This window comes from Pseudomonas sp. MCal1 (genome assembly GCF_026341415.1).
Lineage (GTDB): Bacteria > Pseudomonadota > Gammaproteobacteria > Pseudomonadales > Pseudomonadaceae > Aquipseudomonas.
In genome coordinates this window covers 93905-113445 of record NZ_JAKUMP010000002.1, presented here as the reverse complement: position 1 = coordinate 113445, position 19541 = coordinate 93905, and the positions used below count along the sequence as shown (strand labels likewise).

Below are 19541 nucleotides of genomic sequence, written 5' to 3'. Positions count from 1 at the left end.
GAGCATCATGCAAAGCAGCAGCAACCTATTTCCTGTCGCCCTGATCAGCGCCGAACGACGCGGTGATCTGAGCGAAGACGTTTACCGTTTGAAACCGGGCAACAGCCCTGACTGGTCCGTGGAAATCGCAGTGACCCGTCTCGGCATGGCCGATGAGCCGGCATCGCGCGGCGTGCCGGTGATCTTGCTGCACGGCAGTTTTTCCAACCGGCGCTTCTGGTTTTCGCCGAAGGGCCTGGGCCTGGGCGCGTATCTGACGCGTCTGGGATTCGATGTGTGGATCCCGGAAATGCGCGGTCACGGTTTGTCCCGGCGTAACGAGGACTACCGCCGCAACCGCGTCGCCGACTATGCCCGTTACGATCTGCCGGCGATTGCCGCGTTTGTGCGTGAGCAGAGCGGGCAGATTCCGCACTGGATCGGCCACTCGCTGGGGGGCATCACGTTGGCCGCCGCACTGGGCGGCGAATACCTGGGTGAGCCTGCGGTGGCGTCGGCGGCGTTTTTCGGCACCCAGGTCAGCCGCACATACTGGCCGCTGAAGATTCCGCCGGTGGAATGGGGTGGGCGCTTCATTCTCAAGCGTTTTGCCCAATTGTCAGGCTCGCGGCTCAAGCGCGGCCCGGAAGACGAACCGATCGGTCTGGCGCTGGAAAGCATGCGCTGGTACGGCCTGTTCGGTCGTTTCGGCGACAAGGACAAGGATTGGTGGGCAGGTCTTGCCGATGTGCGGGTTCCGGTGTTGGCGGTGAGCGCGGCAGGCGATCACCAGGATCCGGCCTGGGCGTGCCGCAAGCTGTTCGAGCAGATCGGCTCCGAGCACAAGCAGTTCATCAACCTGGGCCGTGAGCAGGGTTTCAATGATCAGTTCGGGCATGTCGAAATGCTGGTGAGCAAGGCGGCGCAGGCTGAAGTCTGGCCGCTGGTGGCGCGTTGGCTGGCGGATCAGCACACGTCGTTGCTCGGTGAGAAGCCGGATCTGGCGGCAGCGGTCTGAGTGCGGCGCCCTGAAAAGGGCATTTCGTTCGGGTCGGCTTGCGGCTAAGATATGACGCGCTGGACGGTTCTGGTCATATTTGGTGACTGTTTTGCTATTCCGTTTCAGCTTGTGTTCAGGTTCGTTCAGTGACCATGACATGGGCTAAGGTAAACAGCGACCGCCGGAACTCGTCTCAGAAGTGTGCGACATCCTTGATCGTCTTCCTTGTTACAGGAGTTATTCGATGAACCATTACCTTACGCCTGACCTGTGCGACGCCTATCCGGAGCTGGTTCAGGTGCTGGACCCGATGTTCAGCAATTTCGGCGGCCGTGATTCGTTCGGCGGCGAGATCGTGACCATCAAGTGCTTCGAAGACAATTCGCTGGTCAAGGAGCAGGTCGAACTCAAGGGTAATGGCAAGGTGCTGGTGGTGGATGGTGGCGGTTCACTGCGCCGTGCATTGCTGGGCGACATGCTCGCCGAGAAAGCCTCGAAAAACGGGTGGGAAGGGCTGGTCATCTACGGCTGCATCCGTGACGTCGACGTCATCGCCCAGACCGATCTTGGCGTGCAGGCCCTGGCCAGTCACCCAATGAAAACGGACAAGCGCGGTATCGGCGACCTCAACGTGCCGGTGACGTTTGCGGGTGTCACTTTCCATCCCGGCCAGTACATCTATGCGGACAACAATGGCGTGATCATCTCGCCAAGTCCGCTGAAAATGCCTGAATAAATCGCGGTAACCATAGGGGTGAGGATGTTCGAGGAAGAAAACGCGCAGTGGGGGCTGGTGCATGCCCTGGTGCTGGACGGTAAAGGCGGTGCGCGTTCGATAGCCCGGACTGATCTCGACGATCTGCAGTTGCAGGCTCATGAAAGCCTGTGGCTGCACTGGGATCGCAGTCACCCGCAGACCCAGACCTGGCTGCGCAAATCCAGTGGGCTCAACGAGTTCGCTTGCGATCTATTGCTGGAAGAAAATACTCGTCCACGTCTGTTGCCGTTGCCGGATTCCGAGCTGCTGCTGTTTTTGCGCGGGGTCAATCTCAACCCGGGCGCCGAGCCGGAAGACATGGTGTCGGTGCGCATTTTCGCTTCGGCCCAGCGAGTGATTTCCCTGCGATTGCGTCCGCTGCGAGCCACCGACGAGTTGCTGGTGATGTTGGGCGAGGGCAAGGGGCCGAAAACTTCGTCCGAACTGATGCTGTATCTGGCGCAACTCCTCACCAACAAGGTGCAGGATCTGGTGACTTGCCTCTCTGAAGTGGTCGATGAAGAGGAAGAAAAACTGGATGCCGACGAACGGTATACCCCCGAGCATGGCGCCATTTTGCACATCCGTCGCAGGGCCGCCGGACTCAAGCGTTTTCTGGCACCGCAGCGGGATATTTTCGGACAGCTGACAAGGATAAAACTGCCGTGGTTCGTCGATGACGATGCCGACTACTGGAACGAATTGAACAACAGCCTGACCCGTTATCTCGAAGAGCTCGAATTGACCCGAGAGCGCGTGGGGCTTGTGCTGGACGCCGAAGACCGGCGCTTGAGCGTGCGCATGAACCGCACCATGTACCGCTTCGGGATCATCACCTGCATCTTTCTGCCGATGAGTTTTCTGACCGGTCTGCTGGGCATCAACGTTGGCGGCATTCCGTTCTCGAGCAGCCCTTATGGTTTCCTGATCGCCTGCCTGACAGTGCTCGCCCTGGCCCTCGGACAATGGTGGTTGTTCCGCCGTTTGCGCTGGGTATGAAGATGCGCCATGTGACCCGACCAAATTTGCCCGCGTCTTTCACAGACATCACGAGAGGTGCGTATGCACGATCCGTTTGAACAGTCTTTGCGCGACATGCTCAACGCCTCGCCGTCCGGCCGCGACGACGATGCCTGCCTGGGCCGCGTACTCAAAACCGCCAACCGCCAGGTGGGCGCCGGCGATCTGTTCAGCCTGCTGGGCCGCTGGCTGCCCGCGCTGATGATCGCCCTGAACAACGGCTCGGCCCATGTCGCGCCGGTCTCCCGTCTCCGTAAACCTACCGCTCGCACTGCTGATAAGGCTGATTGAATATGGAACTTGATCTCTGGACTCAGAGCCTCGTCACTGCAATGACTGCGTTGTGGACCAAAGTCGCTAATTTCATTCCGAACCTGTTCGGCGCACTGGTTGTGCTGCTGTTGGGTTTTGTCGTAGCCAAGCTGCTGGACACCTTGCTGTCCAAATTGCTGGCCAAACTGGGTCTCGATCGCCTGATGGGCGGCACCGGCCTGACAAAATTGATGTCCCGCGCGGGGCTGCAAGTGCCGATCTCGACCCTGATCGGCAAGATCGTCTATTGGTTCGTTCTGCTGATTTTCCTGGTATCGGCAGCAGAATCCCTTGGACTTGAGCGAGTTTCAGCTACGCTTGACATGCTCGCGCTGTATTTGCCGAAAGTATTCGGTGCCGCGCTGGTGTTGCTGGTGGGCGTCCTGCTCGCGCAACTGGCCAATGGCCTGGTTCGCGGGGCGGCAGAAGGCGTAGGCCTGGACTACGCTTCAGGACTTGGGCGAATCGCCCAGGGCCTGGTGATCATCATCAGCATTTCGGTCGCGATCAGTCAGCTGGAGGTCAAGACCGACCTGCTGAACCATGTGATCGTCATCGTATTGATTACCGTTGGTCTGGCTGTTGCCTTGGCCATGGGTTTGGGAAGCCGGGAAATTGCCGGTCAGATTCTTGCGGGAATCTATGTGCGTGAGTTGTATCAGGTTGGGCAACAAGTGCGTATTGGCGAGGTCGAAGGCCAGATCGAAGAGATCGGCACGGTTAAGACCACATTGCTGACCGATGAGGGTGAGCTAGTCTCTCTCTCGAATCGGATCCTGCTGGAGCAGCATGTGAGTAGCCGCTAACCCGGCAAACCCTGCTAATGTATGCCGCCGCAAAATGCCAGCTGATGCTGGCTGCGGTGGACATTGACCTGACTGTCGGCACGACTTGTTTTGAATAAAGCCCAAACGCTATCCACGCGCTACGACCCCCGCGAGCTCTCTGACGAGGAGTTGGTCGCGCGCTCGCATACCGAGCTGTTTCACGTGACGCGCGCCTATGAAGAACTGATGCGGCGTTACCAGCGGACATTATTTAACGTCTGTGCACGATATCTTGGGAACGATCGCGATGCAGACGATGTCTGTCAGGAAGTGATGCTTAAGGTGCTGTACGGCCTGAAGAACTTCGAGGGGAAATCAAAGTTCAAGACATGGCTCTACAGCATCACGTACAACGAATGCATCACACAGTATCGGAAGGAACGGCGAAAGCGTCGCTTGATGGACGCACTGAGTCTTGACCCCCTTGAGGAAGCGTCTGAAGAAAAGGCGCCAAAACCCGAGGAAAAGGGTGGACTGGATCGCTGGCTGGTGTATGTGAACCCGATTGATCGGGAAATTCTGGTGCTACGATTTGTCGCAGAGCTGGAGTTCCAGGAGATCGCAGACATCATGCACATGGGTTTGAGTGCGACAAAAATGCGTTACAAACGTGCTCTTGATAAATTGCGTGAGAAATTTGCAGGCATTGCTGAAACTTAGTTCGGCGCAAATATCTCTTACGTGTAGGCAAGTTCTGATAGACTTGCCGCCGAGTTGTCCCCCGGTTTGCGGGACTGCTTCACAATCACCAGATGGGGATTTAACGGATGAAACTGAAAAACACCTTGGGCTTGGCCATTGGTTCTTTGATTGCCGCCACTTCTTTCGGCGCTCTGGCACAAGGCCAAGGCGCAGTTGAAATCGAAGGCTTCGCAAAGAAAGAACAATTCGACAGCGCTCGTAACTTCAAGAACAACGGCAACCTGTTCGGCGGCTCGATCGGTTACTTCCTGACCGACGACGTTGAACTGCGTCTGGGCTACGACGAAGTGCACAACGTGCGTTCCGACGACGGTCGTAACATCAAGGGCGCCAACACCGCTCTGGACGCTCTGTACCACTTCAACAACCCAGGCGACATGCTGCGTCCATACGTATCGGCTGGTTTCTCCGATCAGAGCATCGGCCAGAACGGCACTGGCGGTCGTAACCGTTCTACCTTCGCCAACGTTGGCGGCGGTGCCAAGCTGTACTTCACCGAGAACTTCTACGCCCGTGCTGGCGTTGAAGCTCAATACAACATCGACCAGGGCGACACCGAGTGGGCTCCTAGCGTCGGTATCGGTGTGAACTTCGGTGGCGGCTCCAAGCCAGCTGCTGCTCCAGTTCCAGCTCCGGCTGAAGTCTGCTCCGACAGCGACAACGACGGCGTATGCGACAACGTTGACAAGTGCCCAGACACCCCAGCCAACGTAACTGTTGACGCTGATGGCTGCCCGGCAGTTGCTGAAGTTGTTCGTGTTGAGCTGGACGTGAAGTTCGACTTCGACAAGTCGGTTGTGAAGCCAAACAGCTACGGCGACATCAAAAACCTGGCTGACTTCATGAAGCAGTACCCATCCACCACCACTACTGTTGAAGGTCACACTGACTCCGTCGGTCCTGACGCTTACAACCAGAAACTGTCCGAGCGTCGTGCAAACGCCGTTAAGCAAGTTCTGACCAACCAGTACGGTGTTGAATCGTCCCGCATTCAGTCGATCGGCTACGGCGAATCCCGCCCAGTTGCTGACAACAAAACTGAAGCTGGCCGTGCTGTTAACCGTCGCGTAGAAGCGCAGGTTGAAGCTCAAGCTAAGTAATTAGCTGCCGCTGCGAGAAAAGCCCGGCTTATGCCGGGCTTTTCTTTGCCTGCGATTTGGGTAAACCGGGGATTGTCAGGCCAGGCGTTCGGCTGCCCAGTCAATCGAATCGACCTGGGTCGCAGCGGCTGCGACGGCGCCTATGACCAGAATCGCAGGGCTCCTGAGCCGGAAATCAAGGGCATCGTTTTCCATGGCTGCCAGGTCGCTACGGCATTCGCGTTGTTCCGGCAACGAGGCATTCTCGATCATCGCCACTGGCGTATCCGTCGCCATCCCCCCCGCCAAGAGCTGCTCGCGAATCTCGCCGAGCTTCGCCACCCCCATGTAAATCACCAGCGTCGTTCCGCCTTGCGCCAGCGCCCGCCAGTTCAACTGGCTGTCGTCCTGGGTGTGAGCGGTGACCAGCGTCACGCCCCGGGCCACGCCGCGCAACGTCAGCGGAATATCACATTGGGTCGCGCCCGCCAGCCCGGCGGTGATGCCATTGGCCAACTCCACCTCGACCCCGCGCTCACGCAACCACTGCGCTTCTTCACCTCCACGCCCGAAAATGCACGGATCGCCGCCCTTGAGTCGCACCACGCATTTGCCCTGACGGGCGTAACGCAGCATCAGCCGATGGATGAACGCTTGGGGCGTTGAGCGGCAGCCGCCGCGTTTGCCGACCGCAATGATTCGCGCAGCAGGGCAGTGCTCAAGTACCGCCTCATTGACCAGATCGTCGATCAGCACCACCTCGGCTTCGCGCAAGGCACGCACTGCTTTAAGCGTCAGCAGCTCAGGATCACCGGGACCTGCGCCCACCAACCAGACTTTCGCGCTCATGGTGTTTCCTCTTTAAATGACGGCGACCGGACGCACTTCGGCGGCCAGCAAACGCTTGATTTCCGGGACGCAGGAACCGCATTGCGTGCCGCATCCCAACTTGTTTTTCAAACCCTGCAGATCCAGACCTTCACCAATACCGGCGCAGACCGCGCTGTGGCTGACGTTCTTGCAATTGCACAGGGTCTTGTCCGCCACAACCGGCGTGCCGGCATTGCCCGGCGGTGCACTCATCGGTGCCAGCAGCCAGCGCCGCAGTTGTTCGTCGGCGCGACCCTCCAGCCACAGGCCTTGCAACCAGTGCTGAGCGAGGGTTTCGCCAGCGAGGCGAATCGCAGTGATTCGCCCGTTTTCGATGCGTACCCGCTTGCCGATGGCACGGCGTGGATCGTCATAAGCCAGCACCGGCCCCTCGATCAGGGCCAGGCATTGGTCGATTTCATGCAGCAATTGCGGCTCTGGCGCCATAACGCTGGCTGCACGTATCAACAACGCAGGCCGTTCACGTCCGACAAGGCTGATACTTGTGTAGGAAAAAGCCTCACAGAGCGGTCGAAGCGCCTCGAAGTGCCGTTGAACATCGCCCTCGATCAGTGCGAACAGTTGCCATGGCAACTCCACCGGGTCCAGCCGCACACCGCTGTGCTTGAGTTCCGGTTGTTTCGACAAAGGATCAAAAGCCGGCAGGGTCAGGCTGTTCACGCCGCCCTTGAGGAAACGATCGCCCCAGTGCATCGGCAGGAACGCCTGGCCCGGACGTACGCTGTCATCGCTGGCGACCGCCACGATCACCGCGCCCCGACGACTTTTCAGATTCACCAAATCCCCCGACTGCAAGCGGTGGCGGCGCAACTCGTCCGGGTGCAGCCCCAACACCGCTTCGCTGACATGGCCGAACAACTGCGCCGCCGTACCCGTGCGGCTCATACCGTGCCATTGATCACGCAGGCGGCCGGTGATCAGGGTCAGGGGAAAGCGCGCGTCGCGTTGTTCCTTGGCGGCGCGATAGGGATCGGCAACGAATTGCGCGCGCCCGTTCGGCGTAGGAAAGATCCCGTCGCCATACAACCGGGCCGTACCCTGGCGGGCGCCAGCGGGGAAGGGCCATTGCTGTGGCCCCAGCTCATCAATCAATCCGTGGCTGATCCCGGACAAATCCAGATCGCGCCCCCGGGTCAGTTGTTTGTACTCGTCAAACAGCTGCGCCGATTGCTCGAAGGCAAACAGCCCCGGTTGTTGCGGGCGCAGACGTTTCTCCAGGCGTTGTGCGAAATCTACCGTGATCGCCCAGTCCGGACGCGCTTCACCCGGTGCGGCAATGGCTTTGCGAACGTGGGAAATCCGCCGTTCAGAGTTGGTCACCGAACCTTCCTTCTCGCCCCAACTGGCCGCCGGCAACAGCAGGTCGGCAAACGCCGCGGTTTCGGTGGTACGAAACGCTTCCTGCAATACCACGAACGGACAAGCTTCCAGCGCGGCGCGCACGGCGTTCTGGTCCGGCATCGATTGCGCGGGGTTGGTGCAGGCGATCCACAGCGCCTTGATCCGGCCGCTGCGCACTTGTTCAAACAGTTCGATGGCGCTGAGCCCGGTGTTTTCCGGCAGCTTATCCACACCCCAATACGCCGCCACTTCGGCGCGGTGCTCCGGATTAGCTACTTCGCGATGACCTGGCAACAGGTTGGAGAGACTGCCGGTTTCCCGCCCGCCCATGGCATTCGGCTGACCGGTCAAAGAGAAAGGTCCTGCCCCCGGTCGGCCGATCTGCCCGGTGGCCAGGTGCAGGTTGATCAGCGCACTGTTCTTCGCGCTGCCGGCGGTGGACTGGTTCAGGCCCATGCACCACAGCGAGAGAAAACTCGGCGCGGTGCCGATCCATTCGGCGCATTGCTGCAACTGCTCGGCACTGATCCCGCACAGCTGCGAAACCATGGCCGGGGTGTAATCGCGCACCAGACTTTTCAGCCCGGCGAGTCCTTCGGTGTGGGCCTTGATGAAGTCACGGTCGATCCAGTCTTCCCACAACAGTAGATGCAAAATCCCATGGAACAAGGCGACATCGGTGCCCGGCAGAATCGCCAGATGCAGGTCGGCCAGATCGCAGGTGTCGGTGCGTCGAGGGTCGATGACGACGACTTTCATGTGAGGGCGGTGGGACTTGGCTTCTTCGAGGCGGCGAAAAAGTACCGGATGAGCGTAGGCCATGTTACTGCCGACGATCACCACGCAATCGCTCGATTCCAGGTCTTCATAGCTGCACGGTGGGGCGTCGGCGCCGAGGCTGCGCTTGTAGCCGACCACCGCCGAAGACATGCACAGCCGCGAATTGCTGTCGATGTTGTTGGTACCGACCAGCGCCCGCGCCAGTTTGTTGAAGGCGTAGTAGTCCTCGGTCAGCAACTGCCCGGAGATGTAGAACGCCACGCTGTCCGGGCCGTGTTCGGCGATGGTTTCGGCGAAGACCTGGGTGGCATGGTCCAGCGCGGTGTCCCAGTCGCAGCGGCTGCGCGCCAGGCCTTTGCCCAGGCGCAATTCCGGGTACAAAGCCCGGGCCGCAAGATCACCGGTCAGGTGCAGGGTCGAGCCTTTGCTGCACAGTTTGCCGAAGTTGGCCGGGTGCGCCGGATCGCCGCTGACGCCGAGGATGTGCTCGCCGTCATGCTCGATCAGCACGCCGCAGCCGACCCCGCAATAGCAGCAGGTCGAGGCGGTCGTCTGGCGGTTCATCAGACGGCGTCCCGCAGGGCCAGTTGCACGCGGCCGTTTTCCACCCGGGCCGGGTGATGATGTGCGCAACCGACGTCCGGCGCCTGGGCTTCGCCGGATTGCAGATCGATCTGCCAGTTATGCAGTGGGCAGGCCACGCGCTTGCCGTAAATCAGGCCTTGGGACAATGGGCCGCCCTTGTGCGGGCAGCGGTCATCGAGTGCGAAGACTTCGTCGTCGCTTGTACGAAAGATCGCAATGTCACCTTTGGGCCCGGCGATGATCCGCGAACCGAGGGCGTTGATCTCTTCCAGGGCACAGATATCGAGCCAGTTCATGCCGGCACCTCCAGGTTTTTCACAGGGATCACGTCGAATTCTTTCTTAAGTTGCGGCTGGGCGAGGCGTTCTTTCCACGGGTCCTGTTCGAACGACAGGGAGAATTGCAGGCGCTCGTTCAGGGCCTTGCGGCGCTCGGGATCTTCCAGCACGGCTTTCTTGATGTGCTCCATGCCGACCCGTTGCAGGTAATGCACGGTGCGTTCGAGGTAGAAGGCTTCTTCGCGGTACAGCTGCAGGAACGCGCCGTTGTATTCGCGGACCTCCTCGGCAGTCTTGAGCTTGACGAAGAATTCGGCGACTTCGGTCTTGATCCCGCCGTTGCCACCGATGTACATCTCCCAGCCGGAATCGACTCCGATGATTCCTACGTCTTTAATCCCCGCTTCCGAACAGTTGCGTGGGCATCCGGAGACCGCCAGTTTCACTTTGTGCGGCGACCACATGTTGAACAGGTCGTGTTCGAGATCGATGCCCAACTGGGTCGAATTCTGCGTGCCGAAGCGGCAGAACTCGCTGCCGACGCAGGTTTTCACGGTGCGGATCGATTTGCCGTAGGCGTGGCCCGACGGCATGTCGAGGTCTTTCCACACGCCGGGCAGATCCTGCTTCTTGATCCCCAGCAAGTCGATGCGCTGACCGCCGGTGACCTTGACCATCGGCACCTGATATTTGTCCGCCACGTCGGCGATCCGCCGCAGTTCCGACGGGTTGGTCACGCCGCCCCACATCCGTGGTACCACCGAGTAGGTGCCGTCCTTCTGGATGTTGGCGTGGGCCCGTTCGTTGATCAGGCGCGACTGCGGATCGTCCTTGGCTTCGCCGGGCCAGGTGGAAATCAGGTAGTAGTTGAGGGCCGGCCGGCAAGTGGCGCAACCGTTCGGCGTGCGCCAGTTGAGGTAGCTCATGGTGCCGGCGATGGTCAGCAAATGCTGTTCGCGAATGGCCTGGCGAATCTGGCCATGGTTGAGATCGCTGCAACCGCAGATGGCTTTTTCGCTTTTCGGTTTGACGTCTGCCGCGCCGCCGACGGTGTTGATCAGGATCTGCTCGACCAGGCCGGCGCAAGAGCCACAGGAGCTGGCGGCCTTGGTGTGTTTCTTCACTTCGTCGACGCTGAACAGCCCGTGCTCCTGAATCGCCTTGACGATGGTGCCCTTGCACACGCCGTTGCAGCCGCAGACTTCGGCGTTGTCGGCCATGCTCATGGCCTTGTCCTGGCCCTGATGTCCTACGTCGCCAATTGCGTTTTCTCCGAACATTAAGTGATCGCGGATCTCGCCGATGGCGTGATTCTCACGAATCTGCCGGAAATACCAACCGCCATCTGCCGTATCGCCGTACAGACACGCGCCGACCAGCACGTCATCCTTGATCACCAGTTTTTTGTACACCCCGCCGATCGGGTCGGAGAGGGTGATGGTCTCGGTGCCTTCGCCGCCCATGAAGTCGCCGGCGGAAAACAGGTCGATGCCGGTGACTTTCAACTTGGTCGACGTCACTGAGCCCTGATAGCGCGCGAAACCCAGTTGCGCCAAGTGGTTGGCGCAGACCTTGGCCTGTTCGAACAGCGGCGCCACCAGGCCGTAGGCAATGCCACGGTGGCTGGCGCATTCGCCGATGGCATAGATGCGCGGGTCGTAGGTTTGCAGGGTGTCGTTGACCAGAATCCCGCGATTGCACGGGATGCCGGCCTTTTCCGCGAGTTCGGTGTTGGGGCGAATGCCGGCGGCCATGACGACCAGATCGGCAGGAATGATGTCGCCGTTCTTGAATTGCACCGAGCCGACCCGACCATTGCCGGCGTCGTGCAGGGCCTGGGTCTGTTCGCACAGGCGAAAGTGCAGGCCACGGGATTCGAGGGCGGTTTGCAGGAGCTGGCCGCTGGTCTTGTCCAGTTGCCGCTCCAGCAGCCATTCACCGAGGTGCACCACGGTGACGTGCATGCCGCGCAGCATCAGGCCGTTGGCGGCTTCGAGGCCGAGCAAACCGCCACCGATCACCACGGCGTGTTTGTGAGTCTTGGCGGTATCGATCATCGCCTGGGTGTCGGCGATGTCGCGGTACCCGATCACGCCCTGCAAGGTGTTGCCGGGGATCGGCAGGATGAACGGGGTCGAGCCAGTGGCGATCAGCAGGCGGTCGTATTCGGCCTCAGTGCCATCCTCGGCGATCACCCGGCGTTTGACCCGGTCGATCTCGACCACTTTGCGGTTGAGCAGCAGTTTGATGCCGTTTTCCAGGTACCAGTCGAGGTCGTTGAGCACGATCTCTTCGAAGGTCTGTTCGCCGGCCAATACCGGCGATAGCAGGATGCGGTTGTAGTTGGTGTGCGGTTCGGCGCCGAAGACCGTGATGTCGTACAGCTCGTTGCTGAGCTTGAGCAGTTCTTCCAGGGTACGAACCCCGGCCATGCCATTGCCGATCATCACCAGTTTGAGTTTTTTCATCAGATTCTCCGGGAGCATCGGGCTTGCCTCCTGTGGGCAGTCAGGCCTTGCTCGACAAAAATGGCGCAAACAAAAAAGGCGTCCCGCCAGTTACCTGGCGAGGACGCCTTTGTCCTTGTCCCGTTCTCTCGGGAAGCCCGGCCTTCGTCGTTGAAGGTCGGGCTTTTATGTCAGTTGAAAACGTTAATGCAGTGGCTGTGCCAAGTCGCGGTAAGCCGCGAATTCACTGGGGTAATGCAGGAATTGGCCAGATGTTCATTGTGGTTTTTGCACTGAATGGAAGCGGCACGCCCGTTTATGGAGCGCCGCATCAGCCATGAAACAACAGAAACAGCAGCACCAGATTGCCCAGCAACGCCAGCAACGCCAAAGTCCGCCAGACCTTCAGCGGCTCGCGTTCCAGCAAGGGGCGAGGGCGTACGTTCAGGCTGCGGCGCTCACCTTGCTCCAGAGTCAGCAGCCATTCCTCGGCGGTTTCATAGCGTTGCAAGGGATCGGCCGCCACACCGCGCTCCAGACACTGCGCCAGCCACTCCGGCAGATCCGGGCGATATCGCCCGGCACTCACCGGCACCCCGAAACGCGGGCGCTGGAAGGCTTCGATCTCGCCATAGGGAAAGTGCCCGGTGAGCAGGAAATACAAGGTCACGCCCACCGCATACAGATCCTGTTGCGCGCTGGGTGCTACGCCTTGAAAGGCTTCCGGCGCGATGTAGCTCGGGGTTCCGGGCAAGGTCGACGGTGCGTCCTGCGACAGGCCGGGGCAATACGCCAGGCCGAAATCCAGCAGGCGCAGCTCGCCGTCGTCCCCCAGATGCAGGTTTTCCGGTTTGATGTCGCGGTGCAGGATCTGCCGTCGATGCAACAGGCCGACTGCCCGCAGCAGACGTTCGGCCAGATCCTGCCATTGAGCCAGTGGCAGCGGGCCGCGTTGTTCAAACAACTGCGCCAGGGTTGTCCCCGAATATTCACGCATCACGTAGTACAAATGCTGACGCTGTCCGGCGCTATGGACTTCAGGAAAATGCCGCCCGGCGACGCGTTTGAGAAACCATTCTTCCGTCAGCAAGGCCTGGCCGGCCTGGGCATCGTCCGCCCATTGTGCGGGCAAAGTTTTCAACAGCCAGGTCTGGCCCTGACCATCGAGCACTCGATACAGCAACGATTGTTGGCTGCGCCCTATAACCTCTTGAACCCGCCAGCCTTCAAAAACCTGACCCGGTTTCAACTGCGGGGGCAGAGGCCACTGCTGCAAATGAACCAGCGCATCGCCAAGGCTGGCCTCCCCGACGGCATCTACCCGCACCAACAGCGCACTGGCGTTGTCCTGACTGCCGGCCAGGTGCGCAGCGTTGACCAGTGTTTGCGCAGCGCTGTGCAGGTCCGGCTGATCGCGCAAAATTGCGGCGATAGCGGTGTCGCCGAGCGCTGCCCACACGCCATCACTGAGCAGCACGAAACATTCGCCGTCACGCAGTTCGCCGTCGAGAAAATCCAGCACCAGATGCTGATCCAGTCCCAGTGCGCGCTTGAGCACGTGCTGCATGCCCGGCTGATCCCAGACGTGATCCTCGCTGATCCGCTGCAAGGTCTCGGCGTGCCAGCGATAGACCCGGCAATCACCGACGTGCGCCAGGGTAAACCGCCGGCCACGCAGGACCAGTGCACTGATCGTGGTGAGCAGCGGCTGACCGCCACCGTTGGCCTGCAACCAGCGGTTTTGTGCGAGCAACAGACGATCGAGGGCCTGGGCCACGCTCCAGGTTTCCGGGGTGGCGTAGTAATCCAGCGCCAGTGCCTGCAAAGTCGAGCGCGCGGCCAGCCCGCCATCGGCGCACTGGCTGACGCCGTCGGCGATGGCGAACAGAAAACCTTTGCTCGCAGCCAGCGCCGGGGCCGGCGTGACCAGGCGCAAGGCGTCCTGGTTTTCCGCGCGTGGTCCGGTGGCGCTGGCTTCGGCGAAACTCAGTTGCAGAGCCATTCGGGCCTCAGACCCGGGCAGCGGTCACGGCCGCCGAACCCCAAGTGGTTCGCCAGCGACGTTTGACACCGTGCAGACCGAACCACGCCAATACGCCAAGGCTGGCGAACAACCACAGCGCCAGTTGATAGCTGCCGGTGCTCTGTTTGATCGCGCCCATGCCTGCCGCCAGGGCAAACCCGCCGATGCCACCGGCCATGCCGATCAGCCCGGTCATCACGCCGATTTCGCGACGGAAACGCTGCGGCACCAGTTGAAAAACCGCGCCATTACCTGCGCCGAGGCCGAGCATGGTGCAGACGAAAAGTGCCAGCGCCGCGTAGGAACTTGGCAGGTTGAAGCCGACCGCTGCTATACAAACCGCTGCAACCGTGTACATCGCCAAGAGGGTGCGGATGCCACCGAAACGGTCAGCCAGCGCGCCGCCCAGTGGACGCATCAGGCTGCCACCGAACACGCAGGCGGCGGTGTAGTAACCGGCGGTCACCGGGCTCAGGCCGTATTGATCGTTGAAGTAGCCGGGCAGGGCGCTGGCCAGGCCGATGAAGCCGCCGAAGGTGACGCTGTAAAAAAACATGAACCACCAGCTGTCGCGATCACCCAGGGCCTTGAAATAGTCGGCCATGGATTTGGCTTTCGGCCGCTCGGGCGCGTTCTTCGCCAGCCAGGCGAACAGCACCAGGGTCAGGATCAGCGGAATCAGGGCGAAACCGAACACATTGCTCCAGCCGAACGCCGCCGCCAAAACCGGGGCAATCAACGCCGCGAACACGGTGCCGGAATTGCCCGCCCCGGCGATGCCCATCGCCTTGCCTTGATGCTCCGGGGGATACCACTGCGAGGCCAGCGGCAGGGCCACAGCGAACGAGGCGCCGGCCATGCCGAGGAACAGGCCAAGCAGCAAAGCCTGTTCATAACTGTGGATGCCGAGTTTCCAGGCGCCGAGCAGCGCGCAGATCACGATCACCTGGCCGATCAGCCCGGCGGTTTTCGGCGACAGGCGATCGGCGAGCATGCCCATCGCAAAGCGCAGCACCGCGCCGGCCAGAATCGGCGTCGCCACCACGAGCCCGCGCTGTTGGGTAGTCAGATGCAGGTCGGCGGCAATCTGCACCGCCAGCGGGCCGAGCAAGTACCAGACCATGAAGCTCAGGTCGAAATACAGGAAGGCCGCGAACAGAGTCGGGGTGTGGCCGGATTTCCAGAAGCTTTTATTCATCGCGCACCTCAGCTGTAGAGAATCTCGAGAAGGAGTCAGAACCAGCACAGTGGGGCGCCGCCACGGCCGCACCACCGGCCCCGGGCTGTGGGGCCAAAACGCAAAAACGCCGCTACCCGGATCGCCGAAGGGGGCGAAGAAGGTGAGCGACGTCTTTGTCGTGGGTGGGGCAACCGCCGTTGGTTACCTGTGCGTAATGCTTAGCGAGATTTGTGCCAGATCGGTGTGGCTTGTTTCCACGCTTTGCGTGCAAACGCATCCGTCACGTTCAGAAGCGGACGCGGAGCGTCCATGGCTGCATTCCCACGCGGAGCGTGGGAACGATCAATGTGGGGGAGCACTTCAGCCCAGCAACTCGCTCATGGCAATGATCTGTTCAGCGACCTGAATCAGTTTCTGCTGACGACTCATGGCCTGGCGGCGCATCAGGGTGTAGGCCTCTTCTTCGTTGCAGTCCTTCATTCTCATCAGCAACCCCTTGGCCAGTTCGATGCGCTTGCGCTCGGCCAGTTGCTGGTCGCGGGCCTGTAGCTGGGCGCGCAAGGCCTGATCGCTTTCGAAGCGGGCCATGGCCACATCGAGAATCGGCTGCAAGCGTTGTGCGTGAATGCCTTCAACAATGTAGGCACTGACCCCGGACTTGATCGCCTGACGCATCACGCCAGGATCATGTTCGTCGGTGAACATCACGATCGGCCGGGGCTGATCGCGGCTGACCAGCACCACTTGCTCCATTACATCGCGGCTCGGTGACTCGGTATCGATCAGGATTACGTCCGGACGCACCGTTTCGACGCGCGCCGGCAGGTCGATGGTCAGACCCGACTCGTCGATCACCTCGAAACCGGCCTCGGTCAGCGCGGCTTTCAGGCGTCCGACTTTTTTCGCGGTGTCGTTGATCAGCAGAATGCGCAGCATGTTCGCGGTCTCCTGTCAGCGCTGGGCGAGAAGGGGCGCGCTGTCGCTCAGCGCGTGCAGCTTGAAGCTTCGGGCATAGGCGGCCGGGTCGCTGCCGTCCCAGATTTTGCCGTCGATCAACTGGCTGCTGCGCATGTCCTTGCCCCAGGCCGCGACGCCCATGGCAGTCGCCGCGTCGCGATAGATCTCCAGTTGTTGCACCTGACGGGCGACGGCGAGGTAGTCCGGGTCATCGCGCAGCAAACCCCAGCGGCGGAACTGGGTCATGAACCACATCCCATCTGACAGGTACGGCAGATTCACCGCGCCATCGCCATGAAAACGCAGCGCGTGCGGATCCTGCCAGCGATGACCGAGGCCATCGTCGTAGTCGCCGAGAAAGCGCGGTTCGATGCAGGACAGCGGGGCGTCGAGGTATTCTGCCGCGCTCAGCAACTGGGCGGTGCTGCGGCGGTTTTCCGGGCTTTCTTCGATGAAGCGGCTGGCCTCGAGGATCGCCATCACCAGCGCGCGGGCGGTGTTGGGATATTGGTCGACGAAGGCGCGGGTGCAGCCAAGGACTTTCTCCGGGTGATCGGGCCAGATGGTCTGGCTTGTCGCCAATGTGAAGCCGAGATCCTGCTGTACGGCGCTGGCCGCCCACGGCTCGCCGACGCAGAAGCCATCAATGCGTCCGGCTTGCAAGTGCGCGACCATTTGCGGCGGCGGCACGACCACGCTGTCGACATCCTGCAACGGATGAATGCCCTGGCTCGCCAGCCAGTAATAAAGCCACATGGCATGGGTGCCGGTCGGGAAGGTCTGGGCGAAGGTCAGTTTTGCGCGGGTTTGGTGCACATGCCGGTGCAGTGCTTCAGGACCGGTCACGCCCAGGCCCTGCAAACCGTGGGACAGGTTGAGGCTCTGACCGTTCTGGTTCAGGCCCATCAGCACCGCCATGTCGGTCGGCGCGACACCGCCGATGCCCAGGTGCACCGCGTAGATCAGGCCGTAGAGGCTGTGGGCGGCATCGAGTTCGCCGCTGACCAGGTTGTCCCGCAGGTTGGCCCAGGAGCTTTGGCGCTTGAGGTTCAGGGTCAGGCCGTAAGGCTGGGCAAAGCCCTGGGTGGCGGCGACCACCAGCGAGGCGCAGTCGCTCAAGGCCATGAAGCCGAGGTTGATCGCGCTTTTTTCCGGGGCATCGCTGCCGTTGACCCAGGCCAGCGGCCCGGCGGAGGTTAGAGTCATAAAAGCTACCCTCAAAAAAAACGTCGTCCCAGGCTTTGCCCGCGCAAAACCGAGAGACGACGCCATTGTCCTTGCCTGCACGCCACCATTGGCCTGCGGGCTGATGCCGGGGAAGGTGCAAGGCATATGCCATGCGCACGGATTTACCCGTGCGCCTCGCGCGCTGGGGCGATGCCCGGCTATAATCGCCGCCTCTTTTCGCCGCCCGAGTCATAGCCGCCCATGTACACCCTGGCCCGTCAGCTGTTGTTCAAACTTTCCCCGGAAACCTCCCACGATCTGTCGCTGGATCTGATCGGCGCGGGCGGGCGTTTGGGCCTCAACGGCTTGCTGTGCAAGGCTCCGGCGTCGCTGCCGGTGAATGTCATGGGCCTGCAATTCCCGAACCCTGTCGGTCTGGCGGCCGGTCTGGACAAGAACGGCGCGGCCATCGACGGCTTCGCGCAGCTGGGTTTCGGTTTTGTCGAAATCGGCACCGTGACCCCGCGCCCGCAGCCGGGCAACCCGAAACCACGGATTTTCCGCCTGCCGGAAGCCGAGGCGATCATCAATCGCATGGGTTTCAACAACCTCGGTGTGGATAACCTGCTGGCGCGGGTGGCGGCGGCCAAATACAAGGGCGTGCTGGGGATCAACATCGGCAAGAACTTCGACACCCCGGTCGAGCGCGCGGTTGAGGACTATCTGATCTGCCTGGACAAGGTCTACGCCCACGCCAGTTACGTCACGGTCAACGTCAGTTCGCCGAACACTCCGGGCCTGCGCAGCCTGCAATTCGGCGATTCGCTCAAGCAATTGCTGGCAGACCTGGCCACCCGCCGCGCCGAACTGGCCCTGCGCCACGGCAAACATGTACCGCTGGCGATCAAGATCGCGCCGGACATGACCGACGAAGAAACCGCGCAAGTCGCCCAGGCGTTGATCGAAACCGGGATGGACGCGGTGATCGCCACCAACACCACCCTCAGCCGCGTGGGTGTCGAAGGCATGGAACACGGTGACGAGGCGGGCGGTCTGTCCGGCGCTCCGGTGCGTGAGAAGAGCACCCACACCGTGAAGGTGCTGGCGTCCGAGCTGGGCGGCAAGCTGCCGATCATCGCGGCGGGCGGCATCACCGAAGGCAAGCATGCGGCCGAGAAGATCGCTGCCGGCGCGAGCCTGGTGCAGATTTATTCCGGCTTCATTTACAAGGGCCCGGCGCTGATCCGCGAATCGGTGGACGCCATCGCCGCCAAACGCTGATCCTTTGTGAGAGCGAGCTTGCTCGCGATGGCGTCCGTTCAGTCAACATTTCGTGTGACTGATGCACCGCCATCGCGAGCAAGTCGAGTCGTCGCACCGTCGCTCCCACAGGTTTTGTGTATGGCATAAATAATGTGGCAGGCATAAAAAAGGGCTCCTCGAAGGAGCCCCTGGGCCGTGGCCCGCCGTCCGGGAAGGACGTGCATGGTGATCAGGTTTTTACGAAATCAGATTGTCGTGTCGCAATAAGTGCCCTGTGTCAGCCGACGGCGTGAAGTTCGTTGAGTCTGTGGATTCCCGCAGTGCCGGTCATACCGTCCCAGTTGTCGCCGCGTCCTTCTCGCCAGCCGTTGATCCAGGCTTGACGTACCGACGGTAGAGTAAATGGGCAAAGCTCACGGGATTTGCCACCAACGCCATATTGATATCCGCGCAAAAAAGCTCTTTCCAACGGATCACGCTTAAGTCTTCTCATAGGGTGTTTCCCTCACTTGTTGACTGTTTTTGTCGCGTCGACCTCAATTGAGGTCTGGCAGAAAAACTCTGCCGTTGGCGGCTCGCTGCCGGCGTGGCGAGCCAAGGTGTTGACGCCGTTGCGACGTCAACCTGTGTGCAGTTCTAACCAATGAGTCACATCGATGGAATGACCGTTTTGTCATAAGGACGTAACGAAAAAGATGCTATGGCCATAAGTAACCGCGTATTTATCCAGTGTTTATTGGCCAAACCCCGGTATGATCGGCCCCGCGCTGGATGATGAGGTTAATCCTTTAGTGAGAATGACCCACGTTTACGCTGGGTTACTATTCGACGAAGGGTTGCTTTGAGTCATTTTGTTGCTTCAACTTCTTTATCTGTCCCGGCATCTAAGCTCTTTTAACCCGAGCAGCGGGGATGGAACGGCACACCTTCGTGCCACGCGGGCGTTCTTGTAG

17 protein-coding genes are annotated in these 19541 nt (G+C 60.7%); 8 read left to right on the top strand and 9 right to left on the bottom strand.

Annotated features, from left to right (window positions below; translation table 11 throughout):
• Positions 1 to 7: 7 nt before the first annotated feature.
• The 7 genes from MKZ87_RS03675 (at position 8) to MKZ87_RS03645 (ending at position 5697) form a co-directional block, all read left to right on the top strand.
• A complete protein-coding gene (locus MKZ87_RS03675; RefSeq protein WP_085703549.1) occupies positions 8 to 997 on the top strand; it encodes an alpha/beta fold hydrolase in 990 nt (329 codons plus the stop codon).
• A gap of 226 nt (positions 998 to 1223) precedes the next feature.
• Positions 1224 to 1715 (top strand): ribonuclease E activity regulator RraA, encoded by a 492-nt coding sequence (rraA, locus tag MKZ87_RS03670; protein ID WP_007951984.1) that lies wholly within the window; start codon positions 1224 to 1226, stop codon positions 1713 to 1715.
• A 24-nt stretch (positions 1716 to 1739) separates the two neighbouring features.
• Positions 1740 to 2735 (top strand): zinc transporter ZntB, encoded by a 996-nt coding sequence (locus MKZ87_RS03665; RefSeq protein ID WP_085700245.1) that lies wholly within the window; start codon positions 1740 to 1742, stop codon positions 2733 to 2735.
• A gap of 63 nt (positions 2736 to 2798) precedes the next feature.
• A complete protein-coding gene (locus MKZ87_RS03660; RefSeq protein WP_085700244.1) occupies positions 2799 to 3047 on the top strand; it encodes a CrfX protein in 249 nt (82 codons plus the stop codon).
• Positions 3048 to 3049: 2 nt separating this feature from the next.
• The gene (locus MKZ87_RS03655; RefSeq protein ID WP_007951987.1) at positions 3050 to 3874 is read left to right on the top strand and encodes a mechanosensitive ion channel family protein; all 825 of its coding nucleotides are present in this window, start codon (positions 3050 to 3052) and stop codon (positions 3872 to 3874) included.
• A 90-nt stretch (positions 3875 to 3964) separates the two neighbouring features.
• Positions 3965 to 4555, top strand: coding sequence for an RNA polymerase sigma factor SigX (gene sigX / locus MKZ87_RS03650; RefSeq protein WP_011333251.1), 591 nt, complete (start codon positions 3965 to 3967; stop codon positions 4553 to 4555).
• A gap of 107 nt (positions 4556 to 4662) precedes the next feature.
• Positions 4663 to 5697 (top strand): OmpA family protein, encoded by a 1035-nt coding sequence (locus tag MKZ87_RS03645; protein ID WP_085700243.1) that lies wholly within the window; start codon positions 4663 to 4665, stop codon positions 5695 to 5697.
• A gap of 75 nt (positions 5698 to 5772) precedes the next feature.
• On the opposite strand, the gene cobA is transcribed toward MKZ87_RS03645, so the two are convergent.
• The 8 genes from cobA to MKZ87_RS03605 all read right to left on the bottom strand — a co-directional run bounded on the left by cobA (position 5773) and on the right by MKZ87_RS03605 (position 17364).
• On the bottom strand, positions 5773 to 6525 hold the full coding sequence (gene cobA, locus MKZ87_RS03640; RefSeq protein WP_266200297.1) for a uroporphyrinogen-III C-methyltransferase: 753 nt from the start codon (positions 6523 to 6525) through the stop codon (positions 5773 to 5775).
• Between the two features lie 12 nt (positions 6526 to 6537).
• Positions 6538 to 9252, bottom strand: coding sequence for a molybdopterin-dependent oxidoreductase (locus MKZ87_RS03635; RefSeq protein WP_266200296.1), 2715 nt, complete (start codon positions 9250 to 9252; stop codon positions 6538 to 6540).
• The gene (gene nirD, locus MKZ87_RS03630; RefSeq protein WP_007951992.1) at positions 9252 to 9569 is read right to left on the bottom strand and encodes a nitrite reductase small subunit NirD; all 318 of its coding nucleotides are present in this window, start codon (positions 9567 to 9569) and stop codon (positions 9252 to 9254) included. The genes MKZ87_RS03635 and nirD overlap by 1 nt, the downstream gene beginning before the upstream one ends.
• A complete protein-coding gene (gene nirB, locus MKZ87_RS03625) occupies positions 9566 to 12019 on the bottom strand; it encodes a nitrite reductase large subunit NirB (protein ID WP_085703556.1) in 2454 nt (817 codons plus the stop codon). Before nirB ends, nirD begins: the two co-directional genes overlap by 4 nt.
• Positions 12020 to 12329: 310 nt before the next feature.
• Positions 12330 to 14000, bottom strand: a complete 1671-nt coding sequence (locus MKZ87_RS03620) for a bifunctional protein-serine/threonine kinase/phosphatase (RefSeq protein WP_085703546.1) — start codon at positions 13998 to 14000, stop codon at positions 12330 to 12332.
• Between the two features lie 7 nt (positions 14001 to 14007).
• The gene (locus MKZ87_RS03615) at positions 14008 to 15219 is read right to left on the bottom strand and encodes a nitrate/nitrite transporter (RefSeq protein ID WP_085690197.1); all 1212 of its coding nucleotides are present in this window, start codon (positions 15217 to 15219) and stop codon (positions 14008 to 14010) included.
• A gap of 342 nt (positions 15220 to 15561) precedes the next feature.
• Positions 15562 to 16137 carry an ANTAR domain-containing response regulator gene (locus MKZ87_RS03610; RefSeq protein WP_085703545.1) on the bottom strand — a complete coding sequence of 192 codons (576 nt, stop codon included), beginning with the start codon at positions 16135 to 16137 and terminating at the stop codon, positions 15562 to 15564.
• Between the two features lie 15 nt (positions 16138 to 16152).
• Entirely contained in the window at positions 16153 to 17364 is a 1212-nt protein-coding gene (locus MKZ87_RS03605; protein WP_085703544.1) for a CmpA/NrtA family ABC transporter substrate-binding protein, read from the bottom strand.
• A gap of 222 nt (positions 17365 to 17586) precedes the next feature.
• Between MKZ87_RS03605 and MKZ87_RS03600 the strand changes: the two genes are divergently transcribed.
• Positions 17587 to 18606 (top strand): quinone-dependent dihydroorotate dehydrogenase, encoded by a 1020-nt coding sequence (locus tag MKZ87_RS03600; RefSeq protein WP_085700237.1) that lies wholly within the window; start codon positions 17587 to 17589, stop codon positions 18604 to 18606.
• A gap of 259 nt (positions 18607 to 18865) precedes the next feature.
• Here the strand turns inward: MKZ87_RS03600 and rmf are convergent, their stop codons facing one another.
• Complete coding sequence (rmf, locus tag MKZ87_RS03595; RefSeq protein ID WP_003223300.1) at positions 18866 to 19081, bottom strand: ribosome modulation factor; 216 nt, start codon at positions 19079 to 19081, stop codon at positions 18866 to 18868.
• Between the last annotated feature and the right edge of the window lie 460 nt (positions 19082 to 19541).